General features: G+C 71.6%; 11 protein-coding genes and 1 pseudogene. 3 read left to right on the forward strand and 9 right to left on the reverse strand.

What is annotated here, in order from left to right; all coding sequences use genetic code 11:
- Window positions 1-2 precede the first annotated feature (2 nt).
- From KALB_RS41675 to KALB_RS47335, 3 genes are all read right to left on the reverse strand, one after another.
- Entirely contained in the window at window positions 3-638 is a 636-nt protein-coding gene (locus KALB_RS41675; protein ID WP_030110062.1) for a hypothetical protein, read from the reverse strand.
- A 181-nt stretch (window positions 639-819) separates the two neighbouring features.
- The gene (locus KALB_RS41680) at window positions 820-1,521 is read right to left on the reverse strand and encodes a polysaccharide deacetylase family protein (protein WP_148309862.1); all 702 of its coding nucleotides are present in this window, start codon (window positions 1,519-1,521) and stop codon (window positions 820-822) included.
- Window positions 1,518-3,263: an MGDG synthase family glycosyltransferase gene (locus tag KALB_RS47335; protein WP_025361620.1), complete on the reverse strand. Its 1,746-nt coding sequence runs from the start codon at window positions 3,261-3,263 to the stop codon at window positions 1,518-1,520. Before KALB_RS47335 ends, KALB_RS41680 begins: the two co-directional genes overlap by 4 nt.
- A 185-nt stretch (window positions 3,264-3,448) precedes the next feature.
- On the opposite strand from KALB_RS47335, the gene KALB_RS41690 reads away from it, so the two are divergent.
- Window positions 3,449-3,736, forward strand: a complete 288-nt coding sequence (locus KALB_RS41690; protein ID WP_025361621.1) for a hypothetical protein — start codon at window positions 3,449-3,451, stop codon at window positions 3,734-3,736.
- Between the two features lie 52 nt (window positions 3,737-3,788).
- Here the strand turns inward: KALB_RS41690 and KALB_RS41695 are convergent, their stop codons facing one another.
- The 6 genes and pseudogenes from KALB_RS41695 to KALB_RS48965 all read right to left on the reverse strand — a co-directional run bounded on the left by KALB_RS41695 (window position 3,789) and on the right by KALB_RS48965 (window position 10,397).
- The gene (locus KALB_RS41695) at window positions 3,789-4,319 is read right to left on the reverse strand and encodes a SigE family RNA polymerase sigma factor (RefSeq protein WP_025361622.1); all 531 of its coding nucleotides are present in this window, start codon (window positions 4,317-4,319) and stop codon (window positions 3,789-3,791) included.
- Between the two features lie 475 nt (window positions 4,320-4,794).
- Entirely contained in the window at window positions 4,795-5,487 is a 693-nt protein-coding gene (locus tag KALB_RS44710; RefSeq protein ID WP_025361623.1) for a DUF4232 domain-containing protein, read from the reverse strand.
- A 196-nt stretch (window positions 5,488-5,683) separates the two neighbouring features.
- Window positions 5,684-5,842: pseudogene (locus tag KALB_RS46145) on the reverse strand (creatininase family protein); the annotation flags it as partial.
- Between the two features lie 295 nt (window positions 5,843-6,137).
- Window positions 6,138-6,977: an alpha/beta fold hydrolase gene (locus KALB_RS41705; protein ID WP_148309863.1), complete on the reverse strand. Its 840-nt coding sequence runs from the start codon at window positions 6,975-6,977 to the stop codon at window positions 6,138-6,140.
- 52 nt (window positions 6,978-7,029) lie between these two features.
- Entirely contained in the window at window positions 7,030-9,900 is a 2,871-nt protein-coding gene (locus KALB_RS41710) for an ATP-binding protein (RefSeq protein ID WP_025361625.1), read from the reverse strand.
- A gap of 149 nt (window positions 9,901-10,049) precedes the next feature.
- A complete protein-coding gene (locus tag KALB_RS48965; RefSeq protein WP_025361626.1) occupies window positions 10,050-10,397 on the reverse strand; it encodes a hypothetical protein in 348 nt (115 codons plus the stop codon).
- Window positions 10,398-10,689: 292 nt separating this feature from the next.
- Between KALB_RS48965 and KALB_RS41720 the strand changes: the two genes are divergently transcribed.
- Both KALB_RS41720 and KALB_RS41725 read left to right on the forward strand, forming a co-directional pair.
- Window positions 10,690-12,732 (forward strand): hydantoinase/oxoprolinase family protein, encoded by a 2,043-nt coding sequence (locus tag KALB_RS41720; protein ID WP_025361627.1) that lies wholly within the window; start codon window positions 10,690-10,692, stop codon window positions 12,730-12,732.
- Window positions 12,729-14,444: a hydantoinase B/oxoprolinase family protein gene (locus KALB_RS41725; RefSeq protein WP_025361628.1), complete on the forward strand. Its 1,716-nt coding sequence runs from the start codon at window positions 12,729-12,731 to the stop codon at window positions 14,442-14,444. Before KALB_RS41720 ends, KALB_RS41725 begins: the two co-directional genes overlap by 4 nt.
- Window positions 14,445-14,455: the final 11 nt, after the last annotated feature.

Below are 14,455 nucleotides of genomic sequence, written 5' to 3' on the forward strand. Positions count from 1 at the left end.
GGTCAGCCCTGAGCGGTGAAGCCGCCGCCGGTCTGCACGCCGCCCTTGGGCTTGACGGCGACCTGCTGGCCGGGCTTACCAGTGTTGATCTTGACCGGAGCGGTGGTCGGGACCTTGGCCACCCCGTTGGTCACCTCGAAGGTGTAGGACACCGGGCGGTCACCGCACTTGGCGGTGAAGGCGTAGCTGCCGTTGGCCACATCCGGCTTGAGCAGCGCGGCCAGGGACCAAACGGTGGCGCCTTGCGCGGTGGACTTCTTGAGGTAGTTGTAGTCCAGGTCCAGCACGGACGAGCCCAGGCTGTTCGGCTCGGCGTCCCAGCACAGCACGGCCACGCCGTACAGGCCCGGGTAGTCGGGGCTGGCCACCACGAACGCCTCGTCCTGCCCCTTGGGCGGCAGCGGCTTGGTGGTCGTGGTCGGCGGCACCACAGTGGTCGTGGTGCTGACCGGCGGCGCGGTGGTCGTCGTGCTCGGCACCGGCTGGGTGCTGGAGGTCACGACCGGCGAGCTGGTGGTCACCGGAGCGGCGCTGGTGGTCACCGGCACCTCGGTGGCGTTGGCCGCCGGGACGACGAGCGCGGACAGGACGGTGCCGGCCAGCGCGGCGGTGGCCGCGAGGCCCAGGTTCTTGCGCAAGTGGGATCCCCCCTGGGATCTGGAAGATGAGGATTGCCCGCGTCGCCCGCGGGCACGACACACAATGCCCGAAAGTGCCGACCGAAGTGACCGTTTTTGACGTGAGTAAAGCCACTCCAAAGGCGTGTAACGCCACCGCTCGTGCACACGATGAATATACGAGCGGTTTACGCCGGACGGATCAGTGCGACCCCAGTGTTCCGATCTTCAATCCGCGTCGTTCACACTCTTCGATGATCCGGGGCAATGCACCGAGAGTTGCTGCCCATGAGCCGGGCGCCGAGGTGCAGTCGGAATCGTGCAGCAGTATCGTGCCGCCGCCGGAAAGACCGCTGGTCACGGTTCGGAACACCGATTCGGGATTGGCCGAGAGCTCCCAGTCGCGGCCCCAGCTCGTCCACAGCACCGGGGTCAGCCCCAGGGTGCGCGTGGTGACGACCGCCGCCGTGTTGAGCACCCCGTAGGGCGGGCGGTACCAGCGCGGCGCCTGCCCGGTCACCTCGCCGACGTACTCGTAGGAGCGGATGATGTCCTCGTGGGTCGCCCGCGGTCCCCGCAGCAGCAGGCAGCGGTGGTCCCAGCCGTGCACGGCGATCTCGTGCCCAGCCGCCACGAGCTCCTTGCCGAGCTCGGGCGCCAGCGCCAACTGGCTGCCCAGCAGGAAGAAGGTCGCGTGCACGCCGTAGGTGTCCAACACGTGCAGGAACCTCGGCGTGGCCACGGGGTGCGGGCCGTCGTCGATGGTCAGCGCCACGTGGGAGGGCTCGCCGACCCCGGACAGCGCGGGCAGGAACCGCTCGCGCAGCGGGCGGACCGCCGTGACCGCGGGCAGTGCGTGCGCGGCCAGCGCCGCTCCGGTCAGTGCCGCGATCCTGCCGATCACGTGGTCAGCTCCTCGATCCAGGCCGGGCGCACCGCCCGGTAGTCGGCCAGCCGCGACAGCTCGTCCAGTGCGCTCGCCAGGTCGCAGCCCGCGGTCTGCTCGATGAGCACCACCCCGCGCACCGGCCGCCGCGGGGAGTTCGTGCACGGGATCGTGTTGGTCGGTACCACGATCCGTTCCCGGTGCGCGGCGACGATGCCCACGTCGATGGCGTCCACGTCACCGCTGCTGAGCAGCAGCCGGGGCGCGCGCCCGGTGGTCGCGGTGATCGCGCCCGCCGTCTGGCCGATCGCCGTGCGGCCGGTGAACAGGCCCGTGGTGTAGGGCGCGCCGCCCGCCGCGTTGACGATCACCACCCCGGCCCTGGCCAGCGCCCGCACCGTCTCCGGCTGCCGGTCGACCACGTGCGCGCTCACCACGGCCCCCGCGTGCAGCCTCGCCAGCTGGTCGATCTCGGTGGCCGGCATCGGCCTGTCCTGGTCCACCGCCACCAGGAAGAACACCTCGCCGCTGTGCCTGCTCGCCGGGCCGATCGACTGGAACCCGCTGGCCACCGCCATGCTGACCCCGACGGTGCCCAGCCACGCCACGCCGACCAGGCAGGCCGCCGCCACCCCGACCCGGCGGCGCCTGCGGTGCCCGCGGCCGGTCGGCACCGGGGTCTGCTCGGGCACCAAGCCCGCGAGCACCAGGCTCGGGTCCGTGCCCGCGGTGAAGGCCTCGGTGGCCGCGTGCCTGGCCGCCACCCCGTCGTCGAGCACCGCCCGCAGCGTCCGGCCCAGGTCCTCGGTGCGCCGCACCCACGGCACCAGCCCGGCCTGCTCCAGCGCCGCCGCGTTGGTCCTGCCGTGACCGACCAGGCAGCGGTAGGTGATCACCGGCAGGCCCGTGGCCAGCGCCTCCATCGAGCTGAGCCCGCCCGCGTTCTGCACCACCACGTCGCAGGCCCGCATCGCCACGGCCATGTCCTCGACCCAGCCCAGTGCGCAGCCCACACCCGTGGCGGCCAGCTTGTCGCGCAGCGCCTTGTTGGTGCCGCACAGCACCACTGGTGTGGCGACACCGGTGTCGGCGATGTCGCGCGCGGTCTGCTCGATGTCGCCGACACCCCAGGAACCGCCGAACACCAGGGCGAGCCGCCCCTCCGCGGGCAAGCCGAGCTGCTTGCGGGCGACCTTGCGCTCGACCTCACCCAGTGAGGGCCGGAAGTTCGGGGCGACCGCGGGGCCGGTGACCGTGATCCGGCGCGCGCCCAGCCTGCGGGCCTGGCGTTCGGAGACCTCGTGCAGTGCCAGGTGCAGGTCCACGTCCTTGGCGACCCACATGCGGTGCACCGACATGTCGCAGAGGTAGGTGACCACCGGAGCCGCCAACCGGCCCGTGCGCTTGAGCCGGGCCAGCGACTGGCTCGCCAGCGGGTAGGTGGACACGACCAGGTCCAGGTCGGGGCCGAGCGCACGCAGCATCTTGCGGCAGGCCAGACCGGACAGCAGGGAGACGAACACCGCCAGGGGACGGCACCACTCCAGCAGCTTGAGCAGGATCTCCCAACTGCGCGGGGCGACCTGCAGTTGGCGCAGGTAGGCCGCGCTCATCCTGCGGCCGACGCGTCCAGGCAGCAGGTCGAGAAAGTCGTGCACGTCCACCTGGTAGCCCTGGCCACGCAGGCGGCGGGCCAGTTCACCGGCCGCTCCGTCATGGCCGGCACCGACACTCGCGGACACGATCGCGACCCGTCTCACCGAACTCCAGCCTCTGGGAAAGGTCCTTCAGTCGGGTGAAAACCCGGACGGGCGGTGAGGCTACCGGCTGCACCGGACCGACGATCGGACGGTGCTACGGCCGATCGTCTAGTCCGCCGCCGTCGTCCTATCGGGTGACTGTTGTCGTCGAAGTGCCAGCCGCGCCACTCTGTGTTGTCGAGGGCGTGGACGTGGGTGCCGTGGACTGCGCTGATGTCGCCGTGCTCGAGGGTGCGCGGGTCGTGGAGGGGCGCGAGGTTGCTGTGGTGCTGACCGGCTGCGGGCTGCTCGGTCCCGGGTTCGCCGGCGGCAGTTGCTGCGCGGGGTGGGTGCCGAGCGCGAGCAGCAGGCCGATGAGCAGGGCGCAGACACCGAGGGCGGTGCCCGCCGCCGCGGTCTGCCTGCGTCGGCGGCGGATGCGGGCTCCGCGCTGGGCGATGCCCTCCGCTGTGATCAGCAAGGGCGGTCCCTGACCGGGATCGGTGCTCGCGAGCAGTGCTCGCGCCTCGTCGTCCTGCACCTGCGTCACCTCCCTTCCGGTCCGAACACGCCCAGGTCGGCGAAGTGGGGTCCGAGTCGCTTGCGCAACGCGTCCAGTCCACGGGCGGCCTGGCTCTTGACCGTGCCCGCCGAGCAGCCCAGCGCCGCCGCGGTCTCCTCCACGCCGAGGTCGTTCCAGTAGCGCAGCACCAACACCGCGCGCTGCCTCGGCGGCACCGCGGCCAGCGCCGAGCGGACCACCATGCTGTGCTCCGGCTCGCCGTCGGTGACCGCGAAGTCCGGCAGCTCCCCGGTGAGCTGCTCGCGCCGCCAGCGCATCCGCCGGTTCTCGGCGAGGAACGTCCGGACGACGACCTTGCGCACGTAGGCGTCCAGCGAGTCGTGCCGCGCCAACCTGGGCCAGATCAGATACATCTTGGTCAGGGCGGTCTGCGTGATGTCCTCCGCGCGGTGCCAGTCACCGCACAGCAGATAAGCCGTGGCACGCAGCGAGTGCGCACGCGCGGCGAAGTACTGGGTGAACTCCCCATCCCACGGAGAGCCGCGACCGGTCACCTGCTGAGTTGCCTCCGTGCTCCACTGCTCGCGCCTACGAGATGTACATGCGCTGATCTCGTGAGCTGGTTGCACCGAGTTTCGCAGCACCCGTCGAGCTGTGCGACAGCGGTGCAGCATGGCGGCGGCGGACGAGCTCGGCGGCGGCGGACCAGCAGCGCCGCTGCGGTGCAGCAGTGCGACGGCAGAGCAGCAACGCTGCAGCGGTGCAGAAGTGCTGCGGCGGTTTCGTCCGTGTGATGTTTGCTGCCCAGCCGCCGAACCCCAGAGAAGGGGCACGCTCATGAGCGCTCAACGCCACCGCGGCCTGACCGAGAACCTCCGCTGTCTACGCACGAAACGAGAACGGCTCGACCACTACCTGCCGCATCTCGACGAGGTCGGCACATAGGACTGAACCCCGGATAGCGAAAATGTCGTGGGAATTTCTGATTCCCACGACATTTTCGCTATTCGTTTCGCTGCGGCCCGGTCGTCATCCGGCGGTGCTGGCGCGGGCCGGGCCGATGTAAGTCCCAGGGTGGGTGGCGGCGTCCTGCTTGACCAGGTCGACGCTGTCGGCCCAGGGCAGGGTCTGGGTATTGGTGCTGTTGGGCGGCGTCACGGCCATGCTGGAGACGTGCCAGGCGGGACCGCCACCGTCACCGACGGTGGAGTAGGTGAGGTCGGCGGTGGCGTGCTCGCCGGGGCCGAGCAGCACCGGGGTGCCGGTCGTGCTGGTGCGAACTAGATCCCAGGTGGTGCCGTCCGCGCCCTGGAGACGGACGCCGGGGAAGCCCTGCACGGTGCAGGGCACGCCGCTCTGGTTGGTCAGCATGATCGGGAGTTTCCACTGCGTGCTGCTGCCGTTGATCAGATCCGGCGTCGACTGCGTCACCTTCAGGTTCGTGCAGCTCGGGTGACCGCCGGCGTTGGCGATGCCCCTGCCGTTGGCGCCCGGGGCACCCTTGGCGTCCGTGCCCTGGCGAGTCCCGCCGTTCGCGTCCGTGCCCTGGCTGGTCCCGTCGTTCGACGCCGCGCTGACCCCGCCTCCGGCGCCGCCGGAACCCTGCGGCGCCGGCGTGGCGTTGCCCGACTGGCCGATCGAGCACGCCCCCAGCGCACCCACCGCCGCCACCGCGGCAATCGCCATCGCGGCCCGCCGGATCGCCATCGCGTTGATGTTCATAATCAGCCCCCTCGAAATGGTGCCCGCGTATTTGCCGGTGAGTTTGCGTACTCATAAACAGAGATGTCCGAGGCCACGAAGGGGTTCCCAGACATGATCTGGATCACTGTCAAGCAACGCTGTTGCCAGGTACCGCCGAAGAATGTTTTCCGCAGGTCGCAGCTTTGCATGCCGGATCGATTGCCCGTTTTTACACTCACTTGAGGGCGGAAAGGCAGCCGCCGAAGGAGCTTACGAGACTCGCGAGCACAACCCGTCCCTTCTTGGCCGACGCGAGGGAGGGGCGGCCGACCACGCCGGATTCGGTGTAGCGCGCGAGACCGGTAGTCAGCAGGTGACGGCGGTCGTCGACGAGTGCGGTCACCACAGACGAACACCTGCGGTCGGTTCACACCATCACAACCACTGCGACGGTGCAGCAACGCCGACGCGGTGCAGCAACGCCGCAGCAATGCAGCAACGCAGCGGCGTTGGAGCAACGCGGCAGCACACGAGCAGCGCCGCAGCAATGCAGCAGCGCCGCAGCCCACGAGCAACGCCGCAGCCGTGCAGCTAGGTCTCAGCAGTCCAGATACGCAGCAGCGCTGCTCCACCACGCCAGCGGATCAGATCCGCGAGTGCGGAGAACGTACGCCGCGACAACGCCCGGCTCAGGTCCCCGCAGCCACATGTCCGTGCTGGTGGCTCCCCCACCATGCCTCCAGGTGCTGGCACAGCACCTGGTTGAACGCGCCCGTCCTGCGCTGCACCTCATGACCGGCGGAATCGATCGGCACCAGCCACCCGTCCATGGCCTCGGCCAGCACCTCCGCCGTACGCCACACCGCCCCACCGAACACCGTGCGCTCGCCCGGGTCGTGCCAGCCGCCCTGTCGGCCGCCGACGACCACGGTGACCGACACCGAGGTGCGCGCCAGCGTGTCCAGGTCGATCGGTGCCTGGCACGCGGGGCGCTCGGCCCTGGCGGCCTCAGCGCAGCGCTGCGGAACGCTCAGCCGCGGCGGTTCGAGGTAGCCCACGGTGAGCAGGTACTGCTTCAGGTACTCGGCACCGGTGAGGTCCTCCGCGTGGCGGTGCAACTCGACCAGGGCACCTGACAGGTCCTCGACCAGTGAACTGCCCTGGGCGAGCTGGAACAGCGGCGGCTCGACCAGCACGAGGGACCGCACCAGGGACGGCGCCAACTGGGCGGCCATCAGCGCCCCGGCGGTGGCGTTGCCGTGCGCCACGAGGTGACACGGCCCGTCCCGGTCGAGCAGGCCGACCAGCATCGTGGTGTCGGCGGTCCAGCCCGCGGCCGACACCGGATCGGTCATCGCGTAGCCCGGCCGGTCCACCACGCCCAGGTTCACCTCGTCGGCCAGGCTGAGTTGCCCCAGCCAGCTCGTCGACCCACTGGCCGCCAAGTCGTGCAGGAGCAACACCCGGTCACGGCCGGTCGGTCCCAGCCACAGCACGGCGCCCGGTTCGTCGGCAAGTCCGTCGCGCACGGTCCCCACCTCCATCTGACCTCGGTAGTTACCGCCGCGGGCCGTCGGCAGTTCAATCAGTGGACTGGTTGGCCAGTACTCCCGCCACCCCAGCCCGGTTGGTCACCCCCAGCTTGGCGAAGATGTGAGTCAGATGGGTCTCGACAGTCCGCACGCTCAGCACGAGTTTTTCCGCGATCTGCTGGTTGGTCAGCCCCGAGCACACAAGTTCGGCCACGTCTTGCTCACGCGGGGACAAGGCGTGCGGCCGCTGCTTGGACCGGGAGCCGGTGGTCGGCACGCGGATGCCGAGCCTGCGCTGCTCGCGGACGGCGGCGCTGTGCAGGTCGGACGCACCGCAGCCGCTGAACAGGTCGGCCGCGGCACGGAGCTGGCAGATCGCCTGGTCCCGCCGCGCGGCCTTGGCCAGGCACGTGCCTGCCAGCAGCAACGCCGCCCCCTGGTGGAGCGCGAGCCCGCAGGCCTCGGCGGACTCGGCGGCGCGCAGGGCCAGCGCGGCGGCCCGGCCCGGGTCCTCGACGCTGGCGGCGTGCGCCCCGGCCAGTTCCACGAACAGCACGTCCAGTTCGAGCCTGGGGTCGGCGATCTCCTCGGCCCGCCGCGCCCAGTCGCGCGCGAGCTCGGCGTCGCCCTGGCCCGCCGCGCAGGCGGCGAGCAGGTAGTAACAGTTGAGCCTGGTGAACGGGTCGGCCTCGGGCAGGTCAGGTCCACCGCAGGCCGCGACCAGTGCGGCGCAGGCAGCGGGGTTGCTGGCGTGCACGTGGGCCAGCAGCAGGTGGTGGTGGGCCAGCGCCCTGGCCCACGGGCGGCTCGGGTCGGTCTCGGCGACGGCCTGGTTGCCCCAGCGCAGCGCGGCACCGTGTTCGCCGCGCCAACTGCTCAGCGCGCAGGCGATCCCGGCCAGCAGGCCGTGGCTGCGGTAGCCGAAGCTCCTGGCCACGTCGAGCGCCTCGTCCAGCGCGTCCTGGCCCTCGGCGATGCGGCCACGCAGCCCGTACGCGCAGGCCTGCCCGCACAGCAGCGCCGCCAGCAGGTAGACCCGGCCGGTGGCCCTGGCCAGGTCCACGGCGCGGGTGAAGTGCCGCAGGCCGCTGGCGATGCGCCCGGTGGCGATCTCGGTCCAGCACAGCGAGTAGATCGCGGGCAACCAGGACAGGAACTCCTCGTCACCGATCACGTCGAGCAGGTCGGCCGCGTGCTTGACGTGCTGCGCGGCGGCGAACCGGTTGCCGTCGATCGCCTCCTGGAAGGCGAGCAGGGTGGAGTGCGGGATGGTCCAGCCCTCGTCACCGCCCTCGGGCAGATCGGCCAGCAACCCGCGGACGTCCTCGCCGCCACCGGTGAGCAGCAGGTCCATCGCCAGCTGCATGCGCAGCGGTGTGGCCTCGGCGGAGTGCGGGTCCTGCTGCCTGCCCAGCTCGGCGTTGAGCAGGTGCCGTGCCAGTTCGTGCTCACCCTGCAGGTAGTCCAGGAACGCGCAGAACGACGCGGCCCGCGCGCGGTCGGACACCTGGTCGGGCGGCAGGACGCGCAGCACCTCCCGCAGGGTCTCGCGGCTCTGGTCGAGCCGCCCGCTGATGCCCTGGCTCAGCGCGAGTTCCTGCTGCAACTGCACGCGTGGCGGCAGTTCCTCGTCCCCGTCGGACAGTAGGGACAAAGCGGCCTCGTACCAGGTGACCGAGGACGCGGGCGCGTGGCTCATGGCCGTGCGCGCGGCGCCGACCAGGGTCTGCACGGCCTCGGTGTCGCCGAACTTCGCCGAGCGCAGCACGTGGTCGGCGCGCTGGACCTGCGAGGCGCCGACCGAGGCGAGGTACTCGGCCAGCCGGGTGTGCGCGCCGTGCCGCCACCCCGCCGCGGCCGAGCCGTACGCCACGTGCCGGACCAGTTCGTGGCGGAACCGGAACCGGCCCGACCAGCCCACCGAGCGCACGAGGTCCCTGGCGACCAGCTCGTCGAGGGCCGCGAGGACCTGGTCCTCGCCGATCTCGGCCACGCAGGCGACCAGCGCGGGCTCGAACTCGGTGCCCGCGACCGCAGCGGACTGCGCGACCAGCGACGCCGGTGCGGCGAGCCCGAACAGCTCGGCGGCCAGCGCCGCGTGCACCGACTTGGGCAGTTCCGGCAGCGGGTCCTCGCCCGCGCCGACCATCTGGGCCAGTGCGTCCAGGTAGAACGGGTTGCCGCCGCTGCGCCGGTGCAGCCGACGGCGGGTGGTCCGGCTCGGCTCGGCGGCGAGCAGCTGGTCGGCCTCGGCCTCGGTGAACGGCGCGAGGTCGACCCGGCAGACCTGGCCCTGCGGGGCGTCGGCCAGCGCGGTGGTCAGCCGGGAGGACACCTGGGCGGGCCGGTAGGCCAGCACGATCAGCACCGGGTCGGGCAGCGGGTGCCGCACCAGGTAGTCGATCAGCTCGATGGTGGGCTCGTCGGCCCAGTGCAGGTCGTCGAGCACGATGGTCAGCCCCGGCGGCCTGGCCAGGGACCGCAGCAGGGCGCGCACCGCCCGGTACTGCCGGAACCGCACCGCACCGCTGGCCGCCCGCTCGCCGCGTGAGCCGTCGGCCAGCGCGGGGAACACCCCGGTCAGCAGGCGCAGCTCGGCCTGGCTCAGCCCGCCAGCGGCGCGCTCGTCGATGTAGTCGTCCAAGGCGTCGACCACCGGCCCGAACGGCACGTCCCGCTCGACCGCCGCCGCCCTGCCCCACAGCACCAGCCGACCGGTGCGGCGCACCCGCGCGACGAACTCCGCCAGCAACCGGGTCTTGCCGATACCCGGTTCACCGACGAGTTCGACCAAGCGGAATGCCCGCGCCGCCGCCTGTTCCAGCTTGCCGAGCTCGGCGGCCCTGCCCACCAGGGGCCGCCACCTGCCCACAGCAGCCAGTGGCGCCGGGTCACCCAGCCATGGTCCGGGGCCCTCCATGCACACCTCCCGTGGCACAAGCCGTCCTCCTCAAGAGGCGGCAGGGCACGGGTGGATACCTGGACGGAGCCTGGAACGGTGTTGTGGCGTTCCCTCTCCCGCACGCGAGCGCGCGGGAGAGGGAACGACCCCCAGTGCGGACAGTTGGTCTAGTGGGTGGCCAGCGACATCAGCGGCCCGTCCCCGGCGATCACGTCCTGCCGCCACGCCAGGTGGCGCGGCAGGCCCGAGGCCAACGACAGCGCGATGGCAGGGGTGATCCCGCTGGCGTCGACTCCGAGGAGGACCTCGGGCCTGCGTCGGGAGGGATCACCGGGCCACGCCGTCCACGGGGCGCGCCCGACGGCGAGCGGGCGGGCGGGTGCGACCGGGCCGGCCACCCCGTCCAGCTCGTGGGCCACGGCTGTCGTCGGCACGTCCTCGGGGAGGTCGAGGCAGAGGATCCGGCAGGACTGGAAGTCGCTGTCCTGCCAGCTCACGTCGCCGACGATGGTCATGGCCTGCCGCTCCTCCCGCGTTCGCTGTGCACATCACACGGTGTTGGTCACTGACTGTAGGAAAGGGAGAGCCTGGGCCCCTGGGCGCCGGGCACAACCAGGGCACCCCGGATTGTGCAGCGGGCCACTCTTGGGATGTTCGGGTGAATTACCGCTGGCACGGCACCCGAGCGCGGCTCACCCGTTCGGCCGTAGGACCGGCTGCGCGCGAGGCGATCACGCCCTGTGGCCCGCCTGCTCACTGTGACCGGCGCACAGCACCGCGCGAGATCCCGTCTCTACCGTGACCGGCATGAGCGGGTTGCGGATATCCATGGACATCGGCGGCACCTTCACCGACGTGGTCGCCTACGACGAGCGCGACGGCCGCTACCGGGTCGGCAAGAGCCCGACCACGCCGGACGACCTCACCCGCGGCGCGCTGGCAGCGCTGAGCCCCATCGCACCCCGTGCCGAGGACGTCTCGTTCCTGGTGCACGGCACCACCCAGGGGCTCAACAGCCTGCTTCAGCGGCGCGGCGCTCGGGTGCTGCTGCTGGCGAGCACGGGTGCCGCGCAGACGTACCACATCGCGCGCGGACCGCGGACCAGGATGTACCAGCTGCACTACCGCAAGCCCGAACCGTTGCTCCCATTGCGGGACATCGTTCACGTGAACGGCCGAATCTCGGCTGAGGGCGAGGAAATCACCCGACTGGACGAGGACGCGGTCCGGCGTGCGGCCGCGCTGTTCCGGCGCGGGAGCTTCACCGCGCTCGCCGTGGGCTACCTGTTCAGCTGCGCCAACCCCGCGCACGAACTGCGCACCCGGGAGGTGCTGCGCGAGGAGCTCGGACCGGAGGTGGCGATCTCGCTGTCGCACGAGACCGCCAACGAGTGGCGCGAGTACGAGCGGACCTCCTCCGCGGTGGCCGAGTCGTACATCGGGCCGACGATCCGGGGCTACCTCGGCAGGCTCGGCGCCGCGCTGGACGAGCGCGGCGTGACCGCGCCGCTGCACGTGATGCAGTCCTCCGGCGGGATCCTCACGGCGGACAGCGCCCGCGACCGTCCACTTCAGACGCTGCTGTCCGGGCCGGTCGGCGGCACGATGGGCGGGGTCGCACTGGCCGGACAACTGGGCCGCCCCGAGGTGATCTGCGTGGACATGGGCGGCACCTCCTTCGACGTGTCCCTGGTGGTGGACGGCAAGCCGGACGTGGTGCCGGAGGTGCGGCTGGACGGCCTGCCGATGCTGATGAGCGCGGTCAACCTGCACACGATCGGCGCGGGCGGCGGGTCGGTAGCCTGGGTCGAGGCGGGTGGCCTGCGGGTGGGGCCGCGGTCGGCGGGCGCCACCCCGGGCCCGGCCTGCTACGCCCAGGGCGGCGAGTCGCCCACCGTGACCGACGCCAACCTGGTGCTGGGCCGCATCGACGGGGACCGGTTCGCGGGCGGGCGCCTTCCGCTGCGCACGGACCTGGCCGAGCGGGCGGTGTGCGCACTGGGCGCGCGACTCGGGCTGGGCACCAGCGCGATGGCGGAGGGCATCTGCGCGGTGGCCAACGCCCGCATGGCGCAGGCGATCCGCACGATCACCGTGGCGCGTGGCATCGAGCCAAGGGACTTCACGCTGGTGGCCTTCGGCGGTGCCGGTCCGATGCACGCGGTGTTCCTCGCCGACGAGCTGGGCATCGGCGAGGTGGTCGTGCCGCGCTTCCCTGGGGCCTTCTCGGCCTGGGGCATGTTGCAGACCCAGATCCGCCGCGACCTGAGCGAGCCCTACTTCCGGCACGGCGCCGACCTGGACGGCGCCCACATGGCCGGGCGGCTGTCCGAACTGGCCGAGGTCGGCCTGGGTTCCCTGGACAGCGAAGGTGTTCCGCCGCACGCGCGCAGGGCCGAGCACGCGGTGGACATCCGCTACGCGGCGCAGGAGTACACGCTCGCCGTGCCGCTCAGCCACGCCGGTGAACCCGCCGAGCCCGGGTTCCTGGACCTGGTGTCCAAGCGGTTCGGGCAGGTGCACGAGAGCCGGTACGGGCACTCGAACCCGGGCGCCCCCATCGAGTTCGTCACGCTGCGCACGACGGCCTGGGGCGACCTCGGCCACGCCGAGCCCGAACGCATCCCCGAGTCGCACGGCCCGGTCGCCGTGCAGCACGAACGTTCGGTCACCTTCGACGGCCGCGCGTGGGACACCGCCGTGCTCCACCGCGAGGACCTGGCCGCCGGGCACGAGTTCGACGGGCCCGCGCTGGTGGTCGAGGACACCGCGACCACCGTGGTGCCGCCCGGTCACCGCGTGACCGTCGACGAGTTCGGTTCACTGCTGATCCAGGGAGTGCGGGCATGACGGTCGACCCGGTCACGGTCGAGATCATCCGCAACGCGCTGGCCGCGGCGGCCGAGGACATGAACGCCACGCTGATCCGCTCGGCGTACACCCCCGTCATCTACGAGTGCGGCGACTGCGTGGTCGCCCTGCTCGACGAGCGGCACCGGGTGCTCGGCCAGTCCGCCGGGCTGCCGATCTTCCTGGGCAACCTGGAGGCCTGCACCCTGGCCACCGAGCAGCGCTTCGGCCGGGAGGCCTGGCAGCCGGGAGACGTGTGGATCCTCAACGACTCCTACCTCGGCGGCACGCACCTCAACGACGTCACGATCTTCGGGCCGGTGTTCGCGGAGCAGGAGCTGGCCGGGTTCACCGCCACCAGGGCGCACTGGATCGACGTGGGCTCCAAGGATCCCGGTGGGTCCATGGACTCGGTGACGATCTTCCAGGAGGGCCTGCGCCTGGGACCGCAGAAGCTGGTCGCGGCCGGTCAGCCGGTGCCCGGCGTGCTGGACACAATTAGCACGAACGTTCGTTTTCCCTACCCCACCAGCGGCGACCTGCACGCGATGATCGCCACCATCAACACGGGGCAGCAGCGGCTCGCCGAGATCGTGGACCGGTTCGGGCTCGCCGCGGTGCGGGCCGCGCGGGAGGAGATCTTCGCGCAGACCGAGCGGCTGGAGCGCGCGGTGGTCGCGGCCATCCCGGACGGGGTGTACCGGGCCGAGGGCTGCCTGGACAACGACGGCATCGACCTCGCCACGCCCATCCCGGTGCGGCTGACCATCACCGTGTCCGGGGACCACATGGAGTTCGACCTCACCGAGTCCGCCGACCAGACCGAGGGGCCGATCAACTGCGGTGCGGCACAGGCCGTCTCGGCCTGCCGGGTCGGCTACAAGCTGCTGGTCAGCCCGGACGTGCCGGGCAACGGCGGCTCGTTCCGGCCCATGTCGGTGCGGGTGCGGGAGGGCTCGGTGTTCGGCGCCCGCCCACCCGCGGCGTGCCAGTGGTACTTCTCCCACCTGGGCCTGCTGATCGACCTGGTCGCCATGGCGCTGGCCCCGGTGCTGCCCGAGCGGGTGGCCGCCGCCAGCCACGGGGACTCGATGATCGTCCAGTGCTCGGGCACCGATCCGAGGACCGGCCGCGAGTACGTGAGCCTGGAGGCCACGCTCGGCGGCTGGGGCGCGTGGCAGGGCAGCGACGGGGAGAGCGCACTGATCAACAACGTGAACGGCTCGCTCAAGGACATGCCCATCGAGGTGCTGGAGACCCGGTTCCCGCTGCGGATCACGCACTACGGGATGCGCCCCGACTCCGGCGGCCCAGGCCGATGGCGCGGGGGCAACGGGGTGATCCGCGAGTACGTGGCGCTGCACGACTGCACGCTCTCGCTGTGGTTCGAACGGTCGGTCACCCCGGCCTGGGGCCTGTTCGGCGGTGGCGGGGCGCAGCCGCCCGAGGTGGTGGTCAACCCGGGGCGGCCGGACGAGCGACGCGTGCTCAAGGTCAACGGGTTGCGGCTGCACGCGGGCGACGTGGTGCGCTGCATGACCGGAGGTGGCGGCGGCTACGGGGACCCGGCCGAGCGGGACGGGCTGGCCGTACTCGCGGACATCCGGGACGGCGTGGTCACCCCCGAACACGCCGCGACGGTCTACCCTCACGCCGATCGGGCAGAACAACCCGAATGGCAAGTCGACACCGTGCCCGATCCCGTGTATTGATCATTGGGTTG

This window comes from Kutzneria viridogrisea DSM 43870 (assembly GCF_000525635.1).
GTDB lineage: Bacteria > Actinomycetota > Actinomycetes > Mycobacteriales > Pseudonocardiaceae > Kutzneria > Kutzneria viridogrisea.